Source organism: Uliginosibacterium sp. 31-12 (assembly GCF_030548425.1).
Lineage (GTDB): Bacteria > Pseudomonadota > Gammaproteobacteria > Burkholderiales > Rhodocyclaceae > Uliginosibacterium > Uliginosibacterium aquaticum.
Map to the genome: position 1 here is coordinate 24,014 of NZ_JAUOOA010000003.1, position 21,224 is coordinate 45,237.

At 64.2% G+C, this 21,224-nt stretch carries 21 protein-coding genes; 7 read left to right on the forward strand and 14 right to left on the reverse strand.

Annotation, left to right across the window (positions count from 1 at the left end; genetic code table 11):
* The first annotated feature begins 43 nt into the window (after positions 1-43).
* The 4 genes from Q3Y64_RS07240 to Q3Y64_RS07255 all read left to right on the forward strand — a co-directional run bounded on the left by Q3Y64_RS07240 (position 44) and on the right by Q3Y64_RS07255 (position 3,029).
* Entirely contained in the window at positions 44-292 is a 249-nt protein-coding gene (locus Q3Y64_RS07240; RefSeq protein ID WP_101942228.1) for a FeoA family protein, read from the forward strand.
* Entirely contained in the window at positions 289-2,145 is a 1,857-nt protein-coding gene (locus Q3Y64_RS07245; RefSeq protein WP_303560631.1) for a ferrous iron transporter B, read from the forward strand. Before Q3Y64_RS07240 ends, Q3Y64_RS07245 begins: the two co-directional genes overlap by 4 nt.
* On the forward strand, positions 2,142-2,393 hold the full coding sequence (locus tag Q3Y64_RS07250) for a DUF6587 family protein (RefSeq protein WP_101941888.1): 252 nt from the start codon (positions 2,142-2,144) through the stop codon (positions 2,391-2,393). Before Q3Y64_RS07245 ends, Q3Y64_RS07250 begins: the two co-directional genes overlap by 4 nt.
* Positions 2,394-2,501: 108 nt before the next feature.
* Positions 2,502-3,029 (forward strand): hypothetical protein, encoded by a 528-nt coding sequence (locus tag Q3Y64_RS07255; protein ID WP_101941889.1) that lies wholly within the window; start codon positions 2,502-2,504, stop codon positions 3,027-3,029.
* Between the two features lie 69 nt (positions 3,030-3,098).
* Here the strand turns inward: Q3Y64_RS07255 and gloA are convergent, their stop codons facing one another.
* The 6 genes from gloA to glyQ all read right to left on the reverse strand — a co-directional run bounded on the left by gloA (position 3,099) and on the right by glyQ (position 8,792).
* Positions 3,099-3,488 (reverse strand): lactoylglutathione lyase, encoded by a 390-nt coding sequence (gene gloA, locus Q3Y64_RS07260; RefSeq protein WP_101941890.1) that lies wholly within the window; start codon positions 3,486-3,488, stop codon positions 3,099-3,101.
* Between the two features lie 39 nt (positions 3,489-3,527).
* Positions 3,528-4,286 carry a M48 family metallopeptidase gene (locus Q3Y64_RS07265; RefSeq protein WP_101941891.1) on the reverse strand — a complete coding sequence of 253 codons (759 nt, stop codon included), beginning with the start codon at positions 4,284-4,286 and terminating at the stop codon, positions 3,528-3,530.
* Entirely contained in the window at positions 4,286-5,050 is a 765-nt protein-coding gene (locus tag Q3Y64_RS07270; protein WP_101942229.1) for a 1-acyl-sn-glycerol-3-phosphate acyltransferase, read from the reverse strand. Before Q3Y64_RS07270 ends, Q3Y64_RS07265 begins: the two co-directional genes overlap by 1 nt.
* 2 nt (positions 5,051-5,052) lie before the next feature.
* Complete coding sequence (gene gmhB / locus Q3Y64_RS07275; RefSeq protein WP_101941892.1) at positions 5,053-5,595, reverse strand: D-glycero-beta-D-manno-heptose 1,7-bisphosphate 7-phosphatase; 543 nt, start codon at positions 5,593-5,595, stop codon at positions 5,053-5,055.
* A gap of 153 nt (positions 5,596-5,748) precedes the next feature.
* Complete coding sequence (gene glyS / locus Q3Y64_RS07280) at positions 5,749-7,848, reverse strand: glycine--tRNA ligase subunit beta (protein WP_303560633.1); 2,100 nt, start codon at positions 7,846-7,848, stop codon at positions 5,749-5,751.
* Positions 7,849-7,850: 2 nt separating this feature from the next.
* Complete coding sequence (glyQ, locus tag Q3Y64_RS07285) at positions 7,851-8,792, reverse strand: glycine--tRNA ligase subunit alpha (RefSeq protein WP_101941893.1); 942 nt, start codon at positions 8,790-8,792, stop codon at positions 7,851-7,853.
* Between the two features lie 198 nt (positions 8,793-8,990).
* On the opposite strand from glyQ, the gene Q3Y64_RS07290 reads away from it, so the two are divergent.
* Complete coding sequence (locus Q3Y64_RS07290) at positions 8,991-9,914, forward strand: hypothetical protein (protein WP_303560634.1); 924 nt, start codon at positions 8,991-8,993, stop codon at positions 9,912-9,914.
* Positions 9,915-9,997: 83 nt separating this feature from the next.
* The gene (locus Q3Y64_RS07295) at positions 9,998-10,831 is read left to right on the forward strand and encodes a hypothetical protein (protein WP_303560635.1); all 834 of its coding nucleotides are present in this window, start codon (positions 9,998-10,000) and stop codon (positions 10,829-10,831) included.
* Between the two features lie 6 nt (positions 10,832-10,837).
* Here the strand turns inward: Q3Y64_RS07295 and lnt are convergent, their stop codons facing one another.
* From lnt to hemC, 8 genes are all read right to left on the reverse strand, one after another.
* Positions 10,838-12,304 carry an apolipoprotein N-acyltransferase gene (gene lnt, locus Q3Y64_RS07300; RefSeq protein WP_303560636.1) on the reverse strand — a complete coding sequence of 489 codons (1,467 nt, stop codon included), beginning with the start codon at positions 12,302-12,304 and terminating at the stop codon, positions 10,838-10,840.
* Positions 12,305-12,384: 80 nt separating this feature from the next.
* Positions 12,385-12,840: a C-GCAxxG-C-C family protein gene (locus Q3Y64_RS07305; RefSeq protein WP_101941897.1), complete on the reverse strand. Its 456-nt coding sequence runs from the start codon at positions 12,838-12,840 to the stop codon at positions 12,385-12,387.
* Between the two features lie 11 nt (positions 12,841-12,851).
* Positions 12,852-13,694: an HlyC/CorC family transporter gene (locus tag Q3Y64_RS07310; protein ID WP_101941898.1), complete on the reverse strand. Its 843-nt coding sequence runs from the start codon at positions 13,692-13,694 to the stop codon at positions 12,852-12,854.
* A gap of 100 nt (positions 13,695-13,794) precedes the next feature.
* Positions 13,795-14,250: an rRNA maturation RNase YbeY gene (gene ybeY, locus Q3Y64_RS07315; RefSeq protein WP_303560637.1), complete on the reverse strand. Its 456-nt coding sequence runs from the start codon at positions 14,248-14,250 to the stop codon at positions 13,795-13,797.
* A gap of 2 nt (positions 14,251-14,252) precedes the next feature.
* Positions 14,253-15,425: a heme biosynthesis HemY N-terminal domain-containing protein gene (locus tag Q3Y64_RS07320; protein WP_303560638.1), complete on the reverse strand. Its 1,173-nt coding sequence runs from the start codon at positions 15,423-15,425 to the stop codon at positions 14,253-14,255.
* A gap of 8 nt (positions 15,426-15,433) precedes the next feature.
* On the reverse strand, positions 15,434-16,528 hold the full coding sequence (locus tag Q3Y64_RS07325) for a uroporphyrinogen-III C-methyltransferase (protein ID WP_303560639.1): 1,095 nt from the start codon (positions 16,526-16,528) through the stop codon (positions 15,434-15,436).
* Positions 16,529-16,562: 34 nt separating this feature from the next.
* Entirely contained in the window at positions 16,563-17,330 is a 768-nt protein-coding gene (locus Q3Y64_RS07330; RefSeq protein ID WP_303560640.1) for a uroporphyrinogen-III synthase, read from the reverse strand.
* The gene (gene hemC, locus Q3Y64_RS07335; RefSeq protein WP_303560641.1) at positions 17,327-18,283 is read right to left on the reverse strand and encodes a hydroxymethylbilane synthase; all 957 of its coding nucleotides are present in this window, start codon (positions 18,281-18,283) and stop codon (positions 17,327-17,329) included. The genes Q3Y64_RS07330 and hemC overlap by 4 nt, the downstream gene beginning before the upstream one ends.
* A 128-nt stretch (positions 18,284-18,411) precedes the next feature.
* Here hemC and ppc point away from each other — a divergent pair, with 128 nt between their 5' ends.
* On the forward strand, positions 18,412-21,180 hold the full coding sequence (ppc, locus tag Q3Y64_RS07340) for a phosphoenolpyruvate carboxylase (protein WP_303560642.1): 2,769 nt from the start codon (positions 18,412-18,414) through the stop codon (positions 21,178-21,180).
* The last annotated feature ends 44 nt before the right edge of the window (positions 21,181-21,224 follow it).

Consider the following 21,224-nt stretch of genomic DNA (forward strand, 5'->3'; position numbering starts at 1 on the left):
ATGAGAAGTATTCTCAATTGCAACACATCGCATACTGATGACCATGAAGCTGTCCGAACTCACGCCGGGTGTGCCGGCCACCGTCCTGCAGGTCTGCGAACAAGGCAGCCCCGATCCGATCGCCAGCCGCCTGCGCGATCTCGGCTTTGTAGCGGGTGAGCCGGTCAGTCTGGTCGCCCACGGACCTTTCGGCGCTGAGCCTCTGCTGGTGCAGATCGGCTTCACACGCTTTGCCCTGCGCCGCTCGGAAGCCGCGCGCATCACCATCGAACTGCCAGGAGCCCGTGCATGAACAGCGCCAGCCTGATCACCACCCCGCTCTCCCTGGCCCTCGTTGGCGTGCCCAACTGCGGCAAGACGGCCCTCTTCAACCGCCTCACCGGCAGCCGCCAGAAAGTGGCGAATTACGCCGGCGCCACCGTCGAGCGCAAGGAAGGCTTCTTCGTACTGCCCTCAGGCCGCCATGCCCGCGTGCTGGACCTGCCCGGTGCCTATAGCCTCAACGCTACCAGCCCTGACGAGGCGGTAACCCGCGACGTGTGTCTGGGCCAGCATCCGGCCGAACAACAGCCGGACTTGCTGCTGTGCGTGGCCGACGCCACCAACCTGCGTCTGCACCTGCGCTTCGTACTCGAATTGAAACGCCTCGGCCGCCCGATGGTACTGGCCCTGAACATGGCCGACGCCGCCGCGCGCCGTGGCATCCGCATCGATGCCCAGGCACTTGAGGCCATTCTCGGCATCCCGGTCATCGAGACCATCGCCATCAAGAAGAAGGGGGCGGCCAACCTGATCGCGGCCCTCGACGGCCACCTGCCGCCGGCTCCGCCAAAACTTGCGGAAGACGCCGACCTGCACGCCGAAACCCGCCGCATCCTGGCCGCCACGGTCAGCATGCCGAGCCCGACCAGCCCGGTCGACGCCGCCATCGACCGCTGGGTACTGCACCCGGTGCTGGGCCTGGTAATCCTCGCCGCCGTCATGCTGGTGGTCTTCCAGTCGGTGTATGCCTGGGCCGGACCGTTTTCGGACGGTATCGAGGCTGGCATCGGCGCGCTCGGCGCTCTGGTCGGCGAACACGTACCGGAAGGCCTGCTGCATAGCCTGATCGTGGACGGCATCATCGCCGGCGTCGGCGGCGTGCTGGTGTTCCTGCCGCAGATCCTGATCCTGTTCTTCTTCATCCTGGTGCTCGAAGAATCCGGCTACCTGCCGCGCGCGGCCTTCCTGCTGGACCGTTTCATGGTCGGCGCCGGCCTTTCGGGCCGCGCCTTCATCCCGATGCTGTCGAGCTTCGCCTGCGCGATTCCCGGCATCATGGCCACCCGCAGCATCCCGGATCCGCGCGATCGCTTCCTGACCATCCTCGTCGCGCCGATGATGACCTGCTCGGCCCGCCTGCCGGTGTATGCCCTGCTGATCGGCGCCTTCATCCCGGACCGCGCCATTGGTGGCGTGTTCAACCTGCAGGGCCTGACCCTCTTCGCGCTCTACATGGCCGGGATCTTCGGCGCACTGGGCGTGGCCTGGGTGGCCCGCCTGCTCGGTCGTCGCGGTGCGGAAGAACAGGCACTGATGATGGAAATCCCGGCCTGGCGCCTGCCCAATCCGCTCGACGTGCTGCTGGGCCTCAAGGAACGCGGCCTGATCTTCCTGCGCCGTGCCGGCACCCTGATCCTGGCCCTGTCAGTGCTGCTGTGGTTCCTCGCCACCTTCCCGACCCCGCCGGCAGACTGGAGCCGCCCGGCTATCGAATACAGCTTCGCCGGCCATATCGGCCGCGCCCTGGCCATCTTCTTCGAGCCGATCGGTTTCTCCTGGCAGATCTGCGTAGCCCTGATTCCGGGTCTGGCCGCACGCGAAGTAGCCGTCTCCGGCCTCGCCTCGGTGTATGCGATCTCCGGCGCTGGTGAGGAGGAAACTGCCCAGATCCTCGGCACGGCACTCGCCAACGAATGGTCGCTGGCCACCGCTTTCGCCCTCCTCGCCTGGTATGTGTTCGCCCCGCAGTGCCTGGCCACGCTCTCCGTGGTGCGCCGCGAAACCGCTTCCTGGCGCGCCACCGCCGTGTGGGCAGCTCTTTTGACCGGCCTCGCCTACGGCGCAGCCTTCCTCACTTTCCACATCACGGCCGCACTGACATGAGCTACGCCTCGCTCGAACCCGTCATCCTCGCGCTGGTGCTGGTCTTCAGCCTGTGGGGGGCCCTGCGCAAAGCGGCCCCCAAGCTCTCCCTGCTGATCGGCGCGGCCTCCCGCAAGGCAGGCCTGCCAGAGGCTGTAGCCAGCCGGCTTTTTGGCAGCCCGGCAGCCTGCAACAGCGGCTGCGGCAGTTGTGGTGGCTGCGAAAAACCGGCTGAAAGCACGCCGGTGCACTTCCATCCCCGTAGCTGAGGCACCAAGTTTTACAAAGCCCAGGCTTTCCCGCACTCAAGCTCGCCCGTCACCGCCCGTTACTCCGGACAAGATCGGCAGTTTTGCCGCCGCTGCTGGAGAAGCACCATGAAATTCTGGAACGGGTCCCTGATGTATGCCCCGCGCTCACCGGAGTACTACGCCATTCCGGGCACCGAGCACTGCATTTTCCGCCTCATGTACAAGTACCAGGACGCCGTGGCCTGGAACCTGTACTGGCTGACCAAACCGCAAACTGATCTGATCCCGCTGCATCCGCAGGACTGGCATCGCTACTACGAATCCTTCAGCGGCCAGGAAACCCGTGCTTTCTATGACGCGCTGGACACCGTCGTGCTCAACAGCATGACGCTCGCCACCATCATGGCCCGGCCGCCGCGCGAGGCGATCCGCCTGCTGCGGGGTGCGCATCTGGAACGCACCCGTTTCTATCAGCTTGCGGGCGGCGAAGCCTGGCGCAGCACCCTGCTCGGCCGGCTGTTCCTCGCCGAGCGCTTGAGCGATAGCCACAACAGCAGCGGTAACGCCGGCAATGTGGTGCTGGCCGACTTCATCCTGCATCGCTACACCCGTCCCGGCAGCACGGAATACAAGCAGATCCGCCGGCCGGCCTGAATCCAGCTCCACCAAAGAGAAAGCCCCGCGTGCGGGGCTTTCTCTTTGGGCGAATCAGCGAGGCAAGACTCAGAGCGTACCGCGCTGAATCAGCTCGATCTTGTAGCCATCCGGATCCTGCACGAAGGCGATCACGGTCGTGCCATGCTTCATCGGGCCGGCTTCTCGCGTCACCACACCACCACGGGCCTTGATCTCGGCGCAGGCGGCATAGGCATCCTCCACCGCAATCGCCACATGGCCAAAGCCGGTGCCCAGCTCATAGCTTTCCACGCCGTAGTTGTAGGTCAGCTCGATGACCGCACCGTCCGCTTCGCTGCCATAGCCAACGAAGACGTTGGTGAACTTGCCTTCGGGGTGATCCGAAGTGCGAATCACGTTCATGCCCAGCACTTCGGTGTAGAACTTGATCGAGCGATCCAGATCGCCAACGCGGATCATGGTGTGCAGTACGCGCATATGTAACTCCTTGAAAGTGGGGAGCAGGGCTCCCGTGAATCAGAACACCGGAATGACGCGGTGAGCCTGTTTGAGCGCCGCTTCGTCGCGCTCGTAGTCGGGCTTGAGTTCGCCGACCAGGCGCCAGAAGCGCGGCGAGTGGTTCATTTCCACCAGATGCGCAACCTCATGCGCCACCACGTAATCAATCTGCGGTCGTGGCAGATGGATCAGGCGCCAGTTGAGGCGAATGCCGGAGAGCTTTGAGCAGCTGCCCCAGCGCGTGCGAGCGTTCGACAGAGACAAGGGCGGGCGCTGGATCTCAGGGTAAGTGCGCTGGAGCAGATACACATACTCATCGAGGCGGCCGGCAAAGTACGGCAGGGCGTACTCCTGCAGGCCGCGCAGGAGCAGGCGCGGCGCATCCTCATGACGGCGCAGATGCAGATGCAGCTCGCGCCGCGCATAGCCTTCCACCCAGCGCGTGCGGTTGGCACCGGCCGTCCAGTGCACCGTGCAGGGCTCGCCAAACACCGGCAGTTGCATACCGTCACTGATCTGCACGGAGGATGGCGGCTGGCGCTGCGCCCACTCATCGAGCTTCTCGACGATCCAGGCCGCACGCTCGCGCATGAAGGCTTCGGTCTCGCGCAGGCTGGCACGCAGCGGGATGGTCACAGTAAGCCCGCGCCGGTCGATCTGCATGCCCAGCGTGCGGCGCGCACTGCGGCGCAAGGTGAATACGATCTCGCGCGGCCCCAGCCGGAGAGTGCGCTGTTCCGCGCCGGTCGTACTCTGGGCGGTGCGCTGCAGCTCCATCAATGGGCGACCCGGGCCGCTTCGCGCTTGCTGCCAAGCGACTGACGATAGTGCTGCGGGAAGAGGCGATGCATCTCGCCCTCGATCCAGGCAGCCGCCTCGGCATTCACGGCCTCGGCGCTACGGCCGGCCGTATCAATGGCGGGGCCGATGCTCACGGTGATTTCCCCGGGACGCTTGACGAAGGCATTGCGCGGCCAAAACTCACCAGCGTTATGCGCAATCGGCACGATCTTGCGGCCCGTCTCCACCGCCAGCGTGGCGCCGCCGATCTTGTAACGCCGCTGCCCACCCACCGCGGTGCGCGTGCCCTCCGGGAAGATCACCACCGAATAGCCCTCATTCATCAAGGCGCCCCCCTGCTCCACCACCTGGCGCAAAGCATCCTTGCCGGCACTGCGGTCGATGGTCACGATCGGCATCTGAGCCATCCCCCAGCCGAAGAAGGGGATGCGTAGCAGTTCGCGCTTGGCTACATACGCCGAGGGCGGCAGGAAAGCCGCCAGCGCCAGGGTTTCCCAGGCCGACTGATGCTTGGCGAGAAACACCACCGGCTCGGCCGGAATGTTCTCCAGGCCCTCTACGCGATGGGTGATGCCGAGAAGGCGGCGAAAGGCGCCGAGGGTGTAGCGGGCATTCCAGCCGGTCACGAAGTCGTAGCGCTGGCGCAGGCTCATCCAGCGCGTGAGGGCCACAAAACCGGTGAAGGGCAGGAAAACAAAGAGCAGGAACAGCGCAAAAACCAGTGAGCGCAACAGGTTCAGCATCAGGCCTTGTATCCGAGCAGGTGATTGGCGACGGCGGAGAGGTCCGGGAAGACCTTGGTCCCCACCGGCAGCTCAGGATCGAGGGCGGTCTTGCTGCCCTTGCCGGTCAGCACCAGATAGGGCGTGCAGCCCAGCGCCTGGCCGGCCACCAGATCGCGCAGGCTGTCACCCACGGCCGGCACGCCCTTGAGGTCCATATTGAAGCGCTCAGCCACCTGCTGAAACATACCGGGCTTGGGCTTGCGGCAATCGCAGGGCGAATCCGCCGGATGCGGGCAGAAGAAAATCGCATCGATGCGCCCGCCCACGGTGGCAAGGCACTTGATCATCTTGTCGTGGATCGCGTTGAGCGTATCCATGTCGAAGAGGCCGCGCCCGACACCGCTCTGGTTGGTGACCACCACGATCTTGTAGCCCGCCTCGCCCAAGCGGGAAATCGCTTCAAGGCTGCCGGGAATCGGCTTCCACTCCTCCGGCGACTTGATGAACTGGGCGGAATCGATGTTGATGACACCGTCACGGTCGAGAATGATCAGTTTCACTTGGCTCTCCGGGAAGAGGGTTGAAGAGAAGGGGAAAGGGAGAATCAGGAGGGGATCGATCCCGGCCCGGCTTCGCCCGCTTCCCGTTCAACACATCGGGCAGAAAGGAGTGGGCGCAGTGCTCGCACACTCCTCGCCCGCCCCGTCATTGCATTACGCCGACAGCTTCGAAAGATCCGCCACGCGATTCATCAGGCCATACAACTGGTTCAGCAAGGCCTGGCGATTGGCACGCAGCGCAGCCTCTTCGGCATTGACCATTACACCATCGAAGAAAGCATCAACCGGGCCACGCAGTGCCGCCAGGGCCTGCAGGGATGCGGTGTAATCGCCCGAATCGAAGGCGGCATTCGCCTGCGGGGCAATCGAGCCCAGCGCGGCGAACAAGGCCTTCTCGGCCTCTTCGGCGAGCAAGGCCGGCGTAACGGTGCTCGGCAGTTCGCCTTCGATTTTCTTCAGGATGTTGCCGACGCGCTTGTTGGCCGCAGCCAGCGCAGCCGCTTCCGGCAGCGCCGCGAAGGCACGCACGGCAGCCAGACGCTTGGCAATGTCGCCGAGGCGTTGCGGCCGCAGAGCCAGCACGGCGTCGACTTCCTGCGCCGAGTAGCCCTGCTCGCGCAGGCTGCCTGCGAGGCGGTCGAAGATAAACTCGGACAGCGCAGCCGAGGCGTCAGTAATCAAAGAGCCGAATGCAGCAGCAGAGTCCTTGACCAATGCTTCAAGCGACAACGGCAGATCGCGCTCGATCAGCATACGGATCACGCCCAGCGCATGACGACGCAGCGCGAACGGATCTTTGTCGCCGGTCGGCAGCTGGCCGATACCGAACAGGCCAACCAGCGTTTCCAGTTTGTCGGCCAGCGCCACCACCAAGCCCACTTCGTTGCGCGGCAGATCGTCACCGGCAAAGCGCGGCTTGTAGTGATCTTCCACTGCGTCGGCAATCGTCTCGCCGAGGCCGTCGTGGCGGGCGTAGTAGCCACCCATGATGCCTTGCAGCTCGGGGAATTCGCCGACCATGTCGGTCAAGAGATCCGCCTTGGCCAGTTGTGCGGCGGTATCGGCCGCCGCCGCATCCACGCCCAGCTTGCCGGCAATCGCCTTGGCAATCGCGCGCACGCGTTCGATGCGCTCGCCCTGAGTGCCAAGCTTGTTGTGATACACGACCTTACCAAGGCCTTCGACGCGCGAGGCCAAGCTCTTCTTGCGATCCTGATCGAAGAAGAATTTGGCATCTGCGAGACGCGGGCGCACCACCCGCTCATTACCCTGGATCACCGCGCTGGCGTCCGCCGGGGCGATATTGGAGACGATCAGGAATTTGTTCGTCAGCTTGCCAGCTGCATCCAGCAGCGGGAAATACTTCTGGTTGGCCTTCATGGTGAGAATCAGGCATTCCTGCGGCACGGCGAGGAATTCGGTCTCGAACTGACCGATCACCACATTCGGGCGCTCGACCAGGCCGGTCACTTCATCCAGCAGGGCTTCGTCTTCGATGGCCTTCACACCACCGCCGACCTTGGCTGCGGCCGCTGCGAGCTGGCGCACGATCTCGGCGCGGCGCTCAGCAAACGAGGCGATCACGGAGCCCTCGTTCTTGAGTTGCTCGGCATAGCTGTCGGCATCGCGGATAGCCACCACCGGCTGGGCGGCTTCGAAACGATGGCCCAGGGTTTCGCGACCGGACTTGAGGCCCAGCACGGAGATGTCGACGACATCCGCGCCATACAAAGCGATCAGCTTGTGCGCCGGGCGCACGAAGCTCACCGTGCTCCAGCCATCGGCCAGCTGATAGCCCATCACCTTGGGAATCGGCAGCTTGGCGAGTGCGTCTTCCAGTGCCTTTTGCAGGCCGGCGGCCAGCGCCACGCCCGGCTGCACAGAATCAAACATCAGGGTTTCGGCCTTGCCTTCGCCCACGCGCTTCAAGCCAGCCACAGCGGATGCGTCCGCGCCCAGCGAGGCCAGCTTCTTGAGCAGCGCCGGGGTGGCGGCGCCATTGGCATCCAGACCGACCGCGACAGGCATCAGCTTCTGCGACACGGGCTTGTCGGCGGCTTTATCGGCCACAGCGGCGACCTGAACGGCCAGACGGCGCGGTGAAGCGAAGGAGCTGACGGCAGCATCGGCAGCAGCGAGGCCTTGCGCCTTGAGGCTGTCGGCCAGCACGGCGGAGAAGGATTCACCAAGCTTCTTGAGTGCCTTGGGCGGCAATTCTTCAACAAACAGTTCTACGAGCAGATTCTTGTTCATGATTATTTCTCCTCCTTCTTCGGGAGGTCGGCGACCCATTCCCTGGGGGCCATCGGGAAGCCCAGACGCTCACGGCTTTCCAGATACGAGGCGGCCACGCTACGGGCGAGATTGCGGATGCGGCCGATGTAGGCGGCACGCTCGGTGACCGAGATGGCGCCACGCGCATCCAGCAGGTTGAAGGTGTGTGCGGCCTTGAGCACTTGCTCGTAGGCGGGCAGCGCGAGCTTGGCTTCCATCAGGTGCTTGGCCTGCTTTTCGTGCGCACCGAAGGCGGTGAACAAGAATTCGGCATCGCTGTGCTCGAAGTTGTAGGTCGATTGCTCGACTTCGTTCTGGTGGAACACGTCGCCGTACTTCAACACACGGGTCTGACCGTTCTCTTCCCAGGTGGTCCACACCAGATCAAAGACGTTCTCGACGCCTTGCAGGTACATGGCCAGACGCTCGATGCCGTAGGTGATCTCGCCAGTGATCGGCTTGCAGTCGATACCGCCGACCTGCTGGAAATAGGTGAACTGGGTCACCTCCATGCCGTTCATCCACACTTCCCAGCCCAGACCCCAAGCGCCCAGCGTGGGGTTCTCCCAGTCGTCTTCAACGAAGCGCACATCGTTTTTCTTCAAATCGAAGCCGAGGGCCTCAAGCGAGCCGAGGTAGAGGTCGAGAATATTGGCAGGGGCCGGCTTGAGCACCACCTGAAACTGGTAGTAGTGCTGCATGCGGTTGGGATTCTCGCCGTAGCGGCCATCCTTGGGACGGCGGCTCGGCTGCACATAGGCGGCGCGCCAAGGCTCCGGGCCGATGGCGCGCAGGAAAGTGGCGGTGTGGCTGGTGCCGGCGCCGACTTCCATGTCGTAGGGCTGCAGCAGTGCGCAGCCCTGGCTGCCCCAGTAGGACTGGAGCTTGAGAATGATGTCCTGAAAACTTGGTTTGGCGTTCATGTGAGGGGGGCGACCGGAGCGGCCGCGCCTGCAGCGGATGCGAAAGCGGGGATTTTACAGGCAAGCGTCGGCTTGGGGTCTTTTGGCAAGCATTCACGATCCGGTGAATGCCTGCCAACAGACCCTAAAGGCAAGCCCTGCTTGGCAGGCCCGCAAGTTTGGCTATAGTGGATTGCCCGCGATGAGGAGGAGACAAGGATGAAAGTCAGCGCGCTGTGCCTGCTGCTGAGCTGCCTGCTGAACGCGGCCTTGCCAGCGCAGGCGGCCGAGCCGATGAGCTTCATTCATCCACCACCGGAGAATGCCTCCGACAAGCGTCACACCTATTACTGGGAGATCCTCGAGGCCGCCCTGCAGTCCAACCGCAGCAAGTACGGTGACTACAAAGTGATGCCCTACGGCACGCCGATGAATTTCCAGCGCGCGGCAGCCGAAGTCGAGGCCGGCGAGAAGGGGCGCATCAATATCGTTTCACGCGCCACCAATCTGGAGCTTGAAGAGCGCCTGCGCGCGATTCCGATCCCGCTGGACAAGGGCTTGCTCGGCTACCGGATGTTTCTGGTCATGCCGGAAACCCAGGCCAGACTGGACAACATGCAGACGCTGGAGGAGCTCAAGCAGCTCACGATCGGCCAGGCTTCGGTGTGGACCGACACGAAAATCCTCGGCGACAACAACTTCAAGCTGGTGCTGGCCGACAACTATGAGGGCCTGTTCCAGATGCTGGGAGTACGCCGTTATGACCTCTTCTCGCGCGGAGCCATCGAGATTCACGCCGAATGGCTGGCCCACAAGGACAAGATCCCCGGCCTCGCGATCGAGAAGAAGTTCGTGCTGGCCTATCCGATGCCGCGCTACTTCTTCGTGCCGCGCAACAAGGATGGCGAGAGAATGGCCGAGCGCATCGAGGACGGCTTGCGCCGCCTGGCCAAGTCCGGCGAGTTCGAGCGCCGCTATCAGGCCTACAAGAAGCTGGTGCTGGCGGATCTGGATCTCTCCGGCCGCAAGGTCTTCCGCCTCACCAACACCCAGCTCTCCGACAAGGCACCCCCACTCAACGACAAGCTCTGGTGGGACGATCTCGCGCCCGAACTGGCTCCATCGAATCGGACGGGGCGCTGAAAATGCCCTCTCCACTTCGCCAATTGCTACGGATCCTGCTGCTCTGGATGCTTGCGACTGCTGCGACTTCTGCAGCGGATCCAATGCGTTTCACCTACCCGGCACCGGAAAACGCAGACGATCAACGCCAAGTCTATTACTGGCGGCTGCTTGCGGCCATCTTGGAAAGCAATCGGAGCCAATACGGTGAGTACACGCTAGAAGCCTTCCCGGTCCCGATGAACTATCAGCGCATCCAGTTGGAGCTGGAGTCCGGAGGGGAGCGCGTCAACATCTTTGCACCGGGCACAAGCCGGGCGCTGGAGCAGAAGCTTCTGGCTATCCCCTTACCACTGGATAAGGGGCTGCTCGGTCTTCGCCTTTTCCTCATCATGGAGCACCAACAGGCGGCCCTTGAGAAGGTGAAGAATCTGGACATGCTGCGGCGCTTCAGAATCGGGCAACGACCAAGCTGGACAGACACAACGATCCTTCGCCACAACGGCCTTGAGGTGGTTGCAACAGACAGCTTCGAGGGACTGTTCAAGGGGCTGGAGGCCAATCGCTTCGAACTGTTTTCACGCGGAGCGAACGAGATCCAAGCCGAGTGGATCAGCCGACGTGAAACGGTGCCGGGCTTGACGATAGAGAAACACCTAGCCCTACTCTATCCGCTTGCGCGCTATTACTTTGTGCCACGCACACCGACCGGTGAAAAGATGGCCGAACGCATCCGGGATGGTCTACAGCGTTTAGCCGCAACAGGAGAGTTCGAACGCCTCTACAAGGCGTACAAACGCGAAGTGCTTCGCGATCTGCCACTGGCCGGACGCCGGCTTTTCCGGCTTGAAAACCCAGAACTCTCGGGGTTCGCACCACCACTTTCCGACCCTCGCTGGTGGGACGATTTCTCGGCCGAGTTCGGGGCAGCCAGATAGACTCGCTCAGCCCAACCGACGTTTCCGGATCAACGCGCCCAGCAACACCAACCACACGAGCAGCCAGATTGGCCAGTCGCCCAGCAGCACGAAGGGGGTCACGCCCTGGTAACCACGCACCTCAGCTTGCAGTGCGCCCTGAGTGAAGGCCGGCAGCACGGCACTCACTGTGGCATCAGGCAGCACGATGGCGGTCATGCCGGTATTCGTCGAACGCAACTGTGGCCGGCCCGACTCCAGCGCGCGGATCCGCGACATCTGCAGATGCTGCGGCTGGGCATGCGAATCGCCGTACCAGGCCAGATTCGAGATGTTCAGCATCAGCGTGGCCTCGGGCAGTGCGCGGCGCAGCTCTTCGCCGAACACGTCCTCATAGCAGATGTTCATGGCCACTTTCTGGCCGGCCAGTTCCAGCAAGGGCTGCTGATCACCGCCGGGGGTCTGGTTGGCCATCGGAATGTTGGCCAGATCGAAGAACCAGCCAAAGCCCCAGGGGCGAAATTCGCCGAAGGGCACCAGATGATTTTTGCTGTACTGCTGGGGCGCACTGGAGCCGCGAGTAATCGCGCTGTTGAAGACACCGCCCGCTGCATCGCTGGTGAACACGCCGAGAATCGCATCGCCGCCAGCGCCCCGTGCCTGCTGCTCGATATGCTCAAGAAAGCCTTGCGGCAACTGGTCTACAAACAGCGGCAGGCTGCTCTCGGGCAGCACCATGATCCGGGCTGGATAGCGCGCCAACAGCTCGGCATTGAGCTGCAGCTGAGCCATCAGGGTGTCGGCGCGCCACTTCTGGTCCTGCGCCACATTGGTCTGGATCAGTGACACGCTGACGGGCGCCCCGACCGGGGCACTCCACTCGAACTGGCGCAGGCCGGCCCCAGCCAGCCAGGGCAGCAGCGCCCAGGCCAGCGCCCGCCGGCGCAGCACAGGCTCACGCCAGGCCTCCACCAGCAACGCGGCCGTGGCGGCCAGCAGAAAGCTCATGCCATACACGCCCAGCACGGCCGCCCAGCCCGCTAGCGGGCTCGGAGGCGTCTGGGTATAGCCGATCGCCAGCCACGGGAAAGCGGGAAACACCTGGCCACGGAGCAGCTCACACAGCGTCCAGCACGCTGCCATCAGCACAACCCGACCAACCCAATGCGCGGGGCGCAGGCGAGCAAACAGCGCCGAGAGCAAGGCCGGATACAGCGCCAGTGCGCAGCAGAAGAGCAGGATCAGGAATACGGCAAGCGGCGCGGAGAGGCCGCCGAAGCGGTTGAGCGCCACCACCAGCCAGCACAAGCCGGCAAACAAGGCACCACTGCCCCAGGCCCAACCGGTGAGAAAAGCCCGCCCGGGTCGCAGATCCGGCTGGCGCAGAAAGAAATACAGCACGCCCCAGCTCAAGGGCATCAGCCAGAACTGCTCGAAGGGCGCATAGGCCAGCACACTGGCGGCGCCGGCCAGCAAAGCAATCAGAAAGGACATGGTGACGTACCCGGAAGAAGCCGCGGCGATTCTACGCGCTGGCGTGTGACAGGCGCATGGATGCTCGCTTGCCCGAAGACTCAGGCAGCGGTCTGGTTGAGGACTTCTACGGCGATTTCAGTTGCCCGGCGCGTGTATTCCGCGCACTTCCGGCCAAGCCGATCCTGACGAAAGGTGGCTTGCCCTTCCTGTGTTCCAAGATCGCACCCCAGCAAGGAATGACAATCCCTTGAACCGAATTCGGCCTCAAAGGCGTTGATGAGTTGCCGGGTCGCTTCGTAGGTGGCCTGCACAGAATCCGTCTGGGCCGTACGGCCCGAGCCAAGGCCGATTCCCATCATGGCTCCGGTCAGGGCGCCGCAGGTCCCACAGGTACGTGCCATACCACTGCAAAAGGCCGTGGCTATCCTGGGCAGCACATCACTTTCAATGCCCTGCGCGCGTGCGAGCGCAAGCAAGACGCTCTCCGCGCAGAAAAAGCCTGAAGCAAACAATTCTTCCGCGTAATTCGCCGCCATCCGGGGAGCATTCGTCATGATCTCAGAACCTAGCCGCCCACGCCGTCCGGTGCCGGCAAAGGCTCGGCCAGCAGGGTGTAGACCCGGCGACGGTCAGCGCGCAGCACCTTGAAGCGGAAGCCGCGGATCTCGATCATCTCGCCGCGCGCCGGCACGCGGCCGAAATGCTGCAACACCAGGCCGCCAAGGGTGTCCACACCATCGCGTTCGAGCTGGCTGCCGAAGCGTTCGTTGAAGCTATCCACCGCCGTCAGCGCCTTCACGCGCCAGCGCCCGCCGGGCACCGCCACGATATCGTCGGAATGCTCATCGAAGTCGTACTCGTCTTCGATATCGCCCACGATCTGTTCCAGCACATCCTCGATGGTCACCAGCCCGGATACACCGCCGTACTCGTCGACCACGATGGCCATGTGATTGCGGCTGACCCGGAATTCACGCAGCAGTTCGTTGAGGCGCTTGGTTTCCGGCACGAAGGCCACGGTCCGGATCAGGCCGGGCAGGTTGAAGTCGTCCTGGCGCAAAGCCGGCAACAGATCTTTGGCCAGCAGCACGCCGAGCACATCGTCACGATTCTCGCCCACCACCGGAAAACGCGAGTGGGCTGTGCTGATGGCGATATCCAGGATCTCGTCGAAGCTCTGCTCGATATGCACCACATCCATCTGCGCACGCGGCACCATCACTTCGCGCACCGGGATGTCGGCCACCTGCAGCGCTCCCTCGATGATGCTGAGGGCGTCAGCATCGAAGAGCTTGCGCTCATGGGCCGAGTGGAGCAGGTCTACAAAAGCCTCGCGGTCGTCCGGCTCACGCGTGAGCAGGGAGGAAAGGCGTTCAAGGATACTGGGGCGACTACTGGAAGGGTCCATTTCTTGTCAGGACTGAGGAGCGAGGACTGAGGGCTGGGTAAAAACATGCATCGGCACAGCCGAGGGAAATGTCCACTCAGTCCTCAGTCCTCGGTGCTCGTCACTTCTCTTCATTGGCGTAAGGATCGGGATAGCCCAGCTCAGCAAGAATCGTGCGCTCTTCCTGCTCCATCTCTTCGGCTTCGGCATCCTCTTCATGCTCCCAGCCCTGCAGGTGCAGCACGCCGTGCACGATCAGGTGGGCGCAATGGGCCTCCACCGGCTTGCCCTGCGCGGCAGCCTCTTCCACCACCACCGGCCAGCACAGCACCAGATCGCCGGTCAGGATTGGCTCCTGCTCATAGGGGAAAGACAGCACATTAGTGGCGTAATCCTTGCCGCGATACTCGGCATTGAGGCCGCGCCCCTCTTCGCGATCAACAAAACGCACCGTAAGCTGGGCCGCGCCCGGCTCGGCCGCGCGGATCCAGCCGCGCAACTGGCTGCGCTCAGGCAAAGCCTCGGCGGACAGGGCATATTGCACGGAAAGATTCAGGCGACGCGGAATACCGGACATGCTCAGGCCCCCAGCACAGCGGCTTCGCGGTAGTGGCGCTCGGCCACTTCCTTGCGCTCAAGGCGCTCGGCCAGCCGCGCCAGCTCCAGATGTGCTGCGCGCGAAGCCTGCTGCGACAAGGACGCTTCGAAGTAACTCTGCGCCTTGCCCCACAACTGGGCACGCAGGCACAAACGCCCCAGCGCAAGGAGCAGGCTGGCGTCTTCCGGATGCTGCTTGAGCCAGGCTTCCGCAGTAGCCAGTTGGGCGCGCAAATCCTTACTCTGGCAACGACCATACAGCGCTGCCAGCTCGGGCTCCCAATCATGCTTGAGGGCGTCCTCGATGGCAGCCACGCCGAGCTTGTCATCCCCTGCGCCGATCAGGTGTGGTACAGCGCGCAACAAGAAGCCCGCGTCGCGTCGCTCTGCATCCGGAACTCCCTGCCAGACGCGTTCCAAGGCGTTCAGATCACCGTCTGCCTCGCGCAATTGCTCAAGCTGGGCGCGGCGCAACAGCGGAGCCGTCTGCTCTGCCGTCAGCGCGCCATGCTTGTGCAGGGTGCGCGCCAGGCGTGCCACTTCGGGCCAGCGCCCGCGCCCTTGCTCGACCTGCAGCGACAGGCGCAGCGCGGCGAGATGGCGATGGCCACGGGCACGCAAGCCTTCAAGGCTGCTGGCCGCATCTTCAAAACGGCGGTCGGCAATCGCCAACTCGGCCTCGGTCATCAAGCGCGCCAGGCGGATTTCACGATCATGCGCGGCCGCGTGGGCAAGCCAGGTATCGCGCCGCTCGAAATCGCGCATAGCATGCGCCGCCCGCGCCGCCAGCAAGGCCGCAAGGCCCGGCTGCGGCAGGCCGGCATAGGCATGGGTGGCTGAGCGGAAGGCCTGACCGTAACGCCCTTCGCGATAGAAACGCTCGGCTTCAGCCAAGGCGTTCTGGGCCTGCTCACGGCGGCGCTGCTTGCGCCACACATTGACCTCGCCCGGCAGTTCAACGGCGCGCACGGCAATCCGCGCCACCCGGTAACTCAGCAAGAAAACCACCAACAGCAGCAGCAGAAGCAGGTTCATGGACACCTGCACGCGGTAGGGCGGCCACACGAAGAGGGTGTAGGCCTCGTTGTAACGCGCCGCGAGGACGATCCCCACGGCCATCGCGAAGAGTCCGATCAGCCAGGTCAGTGCACGCATGGCGGACCTCAGCGCTTGCTGCCGGACTTGAGCGCACGCAGGGCAGCCTGCGTGTCCTCAAGTGCGGGAAGCTGAACACCCGGACGCGCCTGCGCGATGCGGGCCAGTTCCTCGGCCGTGCCGGCCACTGCGGGCGCTTCAAGATCGAAATAGCGCTTGAGCCAGAGGCTCGCCTGCTGCATGTCTTCGGCAAACAGTTTGCCCTCGCGCTGGAGCAGTGCCACCCGCGCCGAAAGCAGTCGCAGACGCAGGTTCTCGCGCAGATAGGCCGCTTGGCTGGGGGCCAGCAGGGCCGGATCCGGGCGATCCAGGCGCTCAATGCGGATCAGGCCGCGGAAGTCCTGCCACAGATCTCCCAGCAGACTCATCAGGGCATTCGGGCTGGAGAGCGGTGCCGACGCTTCGGCTGCCGCACTGGAAGAGGAGGCTGCGGCCTTCTTGGTCGGCGCCTTGGCGGCCTTGGGCGGTGGCGGCACCTGACGCTCGAACCCCAGCGGCAGGCTATCGACCCGCGCAATGATGGTTTCCAGTTGCAGGGCCACGCTGGCGGTGTCTGCGCCAGGCAGGGTCTTGAGGGTTTCGATGTCGCGCGTGACCAGCTTGCGCAGCGGCAGGTAACGGCTCTGATCGAGCAGCGCCAGACGGGTATCGGCAGCCTTGAGTGCATTCAGGGCCGCCGGCACGTTGCCGGCAAACTGCAGTTGCTGCACGGCGATCTCGATGGCCAGGGCAATTTCGTCCAGCGCACGCTCGTCGCGCATACGGGCGAACTCGGCCCGCAAGGCCTCGACCGAGGCGTACTGGGTTTCGGATTCATGCAGGCGCGCCTCCAGGGTGGTGATGCGGCCTTGCGCGGTTTCCAGCTGCTCCAGCCCCTGACGCGCCAGCGTGCGGGCCTCTTGGGCAGATTTATCGCCCTCGGCCACGCGCTGCTGCAATTCGGCCTGCACGCTCGCCAGATCGTGGCGTGTGTCGTAAGCCAGCCAGCCCAGCAAGGCCAGCGCAGCGACGGCTGCAGAAGTGTAGATACGGTTCCAGCGCGGGCCGCTGCGGTGCTTCGCTTCGGGCGCGGAAGGCTGCGGAGGGAGGACTTGGTTTTCCATGACCGAATCTTAACCGATAGGCCCCTCTGCGGGCTTAGTCAGAAGGGGCAGCAAAAAAGGCCGCAAGGCCCGCCAGCAGGCCGGCATCGCCCGGCAGGGTCTGCTCGACCTGCGTGGCCCCAGCCGCCCGCAAGGCTTCTGCGATGCGCGGATGCGGCGCAAAACAAGGCAGGCCAGCGAGCATCATACGGCCCTCCTCGCCGGTGATTTCAAGGAAGAAACGCAAACCTTCGCTGGCCGTAAACAGCAATGCACTCAACTCGCCGCGCGCAAAACGCGCCCACAAGGGGGCGGGATCCAGTGCAGCACAGCTGCGCCGATAAACGCCGACCTGTTCAACAGCAGCCCCGCGCTCACGCAGGGTGTCGGCCAGCAACTCGCGCCCGCCCTCGCCGCGCAGCACCAGCACACGCCGGCCGGCAATGGCCGCCGCCTGAAACTCGGGCAGGGCCAGGACGGCTTCGCTATCGAAGCCCTGTGCCGGCACGATGACCTCGCTGCAGCCGTGATCCCTCAGGGCCCGCGCGCTGGACGGCCCCACCGTCGCCACCCGCAGACTGGCCGGCCACTGTGCGCGCGGCCTGATCGCAAAAGCCTGCTCGACCGCGTTCGCCGACACAAAGAAAGCCAGCTCGAAGCCAGCCAGATCGAGCGCCCGCAGCGGCGCTGGATCGGCGGGCGCGATAGCTATCACCGGAAAGTTCAGCACTTCAGCGCCCAGCGCCTGCAACTCGCGCCCCAGCACGGCGGCCTGCGCGGCCGGGCGGGTGGTGACGATGCAGCGCCCGGCCAGCGGCTTCATTCGCGCAAGGAGGCAAGAATCGCGGCCGCGCCCTGGGCCAACAAGTCCGCCGCCAGACGCTGGCCCAGCGTTTCCGCCTCGGCCGCTGCCGCCTCGCCCGCGCTGCGCACGATCTGCGCACCATCCGGCGTCGCCACAAAAGCGCGCATGGAGAGCCGACCATCGGCCTGCGACTCGCAGAAGGCGCCGATCGGCACATCGCAGCCGCCTTGCAGGGCCTGCGTCAGTGCACGTTCGGCGGCCACGCAGGCAGTAGTAACCGGATCAACCAGCGGCGCCAACCAGGCCGCCACTTCGGGCCGGTCGGCCCGCGCCTCGATGCCCAGCGCGCCCTGACCGGCGGCCGGCAGACTGTCCTCGCTGCTGAGCACGCTGCGGATCCGATTGCCCAGCCCCAGGCGCTTGAGGCCGGCGGCGGCAAGGATGATCGCGTCGTACTGGCCCTCATCAAGCTTCTTCAGGCGTGTGTCCAGATTGCCGCGCAGGGGCAGCACGCCCAGATAGGGGTGCTGGGCATGCAGTTGCGCCTCGCGGCGCAGACTGGAGGTGCCGACCACGGTGCCCGGCGGCATGTCGGCCAGCGTCTCGTAGCGGTTGGAGACAAAAGCATCCAGCGGCGTTTCGCGCTCCAGCGTAGCGATCAGGGCGAAACCCTCGGGCATCTGCGCTGGCACATCCTTCATGGAGTGCACGGCTATATCGGCACGGCCATCGGCCAGCGCCTGCTCCAGCTCTTTCACGAAAAGCCCCTTACCGCCGACCTTGGACAACGAGCGGTCGAGAATCTGATCGCCGCGCGTAGTCATGCCCAGAAGCTCCACCACGCAGCCGGGCCAGGTCGCTTCAAGACGGGCTTTGACATGCTCGGCCTGCCACAAGGCCAGGCGGCTCTCGCGGGTGGCAATGACGATGCGGGAGGGGGTTTGCACCCTGGCTTTGGCGGAATTCGGCATTCGGATGGGGTACGGCTCTTGCTTGATCGGGAACGGTTCGATCTTAGCACGCGTGCCCGGGCGGGCCGCCGGGCTGCTATATTCTGCAGTCCGCCCAGAAAAACAGCTTTTTAGCCCTCAGAGCCAGCATGAACAATCACGCCCCCCTCACCGATCAGGACAAGGACACCCCGCTCCGCGACGACATCCGTATGCTCGGGCGCATCCTCGGCAACACTGTGCGCGCCCAGGAAGGCGTCGACGTTTTCGGCCTCATCGAACGCATCCGCCAGACCTCGGTGCGCTTCCACCGCGATGACGACAGTGACGCCCGCCACGAGCTGGAGGCCATGCTGAAGGAAGTGGCACACGAAAACACTCTCAACGTGGTACGTGCCTTCAGCTACTTCTCGCAGCTCTCGAACATTGCCGAAGACGAGCATCACATCCGCCGCTCGCGTGCCCACCTGCGGGCGGGCTCCGCACCACGCGAGGGCAGCATGGCTCACGCCCTGACCCTCGCCAGCCAGGCCGGCATCGATGATGCGCGTCTGAAGGAGTTCTTCGACACGGCGATGATCCGCCCAGTACTGACCGCCCACCCGACCGAAGTGCAGCGCAAGTCCATCCTCAATTGCCAGCTGCGCATCGCCCAGTTGCTCGACGAGCGCGACCGCGTGGCCCTCACCCCGGAAGAGGAAGAGGAAAACGAAGAATCCCTGCGCCGCGAAATCCTGCTGCTGTGGGAAACGCGCATGCTGCGCCTGACCAAACTGTCAGTCGTCGACGAAATCGCCAACGGCCTGTCCTTCTACGACTACACCTTCCTGCGCGAGCTGCCCAAGCTGTATGCCCGCCTCGAAGATCAGCTTTCCGCGCGCAGCCAGAGCGGTGAGCACTTCGATCTGCCCTCCTTCCTGCGCATGGGCAGCTGGATTGGCGGCGACCGCGACGGCAACCCCTTCGTGACCGCCGACATCCTGCGCCGCGCGCTGCAACTGCAGTCCCAAGTCGCCTTCAATTTCTACATCGAGGAAAGCAGCCGCCTCAGCAACCGCCTCTCGCTTTCCAGCGGGCTGGTGGACGTAAGCCCGGAGCTGGTCGCTCTGGCCGAACGCTCGCCCTACAAGAGTGCGCACACCGAGGATGAGCCCTACCGCCGCGCCATGCGTGGCATCCACGCACGCCTGTGGGCGACCGCCGTGAAACTGGGTATCCAGCCGATAGGCCGCCAGCCCGGTGCCGCTGCCGAGCCTTATCCGGATGCCGAAACTTTCCGCACGGATCTGGACATCATCCACAACTCCCTGCTCAAGTACTGCTCGCCCGCCCTCGCCCACGGCAAGCTGCGTGAGCTTCAGCGCGCTGCCTCGGTGTTCGGCTTCCATCTGGCCAGCATCGACGTGCGCCAGAACTCCGACGTGCATGAGCGCAGCGTGGCCGAACTGCTCGAAGCCGCGCACCCCGGCACGAAGTATCTGGAAAAAGACGAAGAAGGCCGCATCGCCATCCTGCTGCAGGAGCTCGCCACCTCGCGCCCACTGTCCTCGCCCTGCGTGCAGTATTCCGAAGAGACCACCGGTGAGCTGGCAATCTTCCGCGCCATTGCCGAATCGCACCGCATCTACGGCAAATGCTGCGTGCAGAACGCCATCATCTCCAAGACCGACGGCGTCTCTGACATGCTGGAGCTGGCCGTGCTGCTCAAGGAGGTCGGTCTACTGAACCCGGCCGCCGGCACTCTGGACGTCAACCTGATCCCGCTGTTCGAAACCATTGGCGACCTGCAGAACGCCCCGGGCATCATGGACCGTATTTTCAGCATCCCGGTCTTCCGCAAGCTCGTCGCCTCACGCGACGAAGCTCAGGAATGCATGCTCGGCTACTCGGACTCCAACAAGGACGGCGGCTTCCTCACCTCCGGCTGGGAACTCTACAAGGCCGAAATCCAGTTGATCGAGGTCTTCAAGCGCCATGGCGTGCGCCTGCGCCTGTTCCATGGCCGCGGCGGTTCGGTCGGTCGTGGTGGCGGCCCGAGCTATCAGGCCATCCTCGCCCAGCCGGGCGGCGCGGTACAAGGTCAGATCCGCCTCACCGAGCAGGGCGAAGTCATCGCCTCCAAGTACTCCAACCCGGAAGTGGGCCGCCGCAACCTCGAAGTGCTGGCCGCAGCCACCCTCGAAGCCACGCTGCTGGCTCACCCGGAAGCCGCGCCCTGCGCCGACTACCTAGCCGTCATGGACGAGCTGTCGGACGAAGCCTTCAAGGCCTATCGTCACCTCGTCTACGAAACCCCGGGCTTTGAAACCTATTTCTGGGAGTCCACCGTGATCTCGGAAATTGCCAACCTGAACATCGGCTCGCGCCCGGCCTCGCGCAAAAAGAGCACGGCCATCGAAGACCTGCGTGCGATCCCCTGGGTGTTCTCGTGGGCGCAATCCCGCGTGATGTTGCCGGGCTGGTTTGGTTTCGGCTCGGCCGTAAAGGCCTTCCTCGCCAAGCGCGGCGACGCCGGCATGGCCCAGTTGCAGTCGATGTACAAGGAATGGAGTTTCTTCGCTACTCAGCTCGCCAACATGGACATGGTGCTCTCCAAGAGCGATCTGGCGATCGCCTCGCGCTATGCCGAACTGGTACAGGACGCCTCGCTGCGCGACGCCATCTTCACGCGCATCAAGGCCGAATGGGAGTCCACCCTCGAAGTGCTGCTGGCCATCACCGGTCAGAAGGAACTCACTGAAGGCAATCCGCTGCTGGCCCGCTCGATCCGCAACCGCTTGCCCTACCTGAACCCCCTCAATCACGTTCAGGTCGAGCTGCTGCACCGTTACCGTGAAGGCGACAAGGACGACCGCGTGCGTCGCGGCATCCTGCTCTCCATTAACGGCGTGGCGGCCGGTCTGCGCAATAGCGGCTAAGCAAGCTCGAACACGCCGCCTCACGCACCCAGGCCCCAGACGCA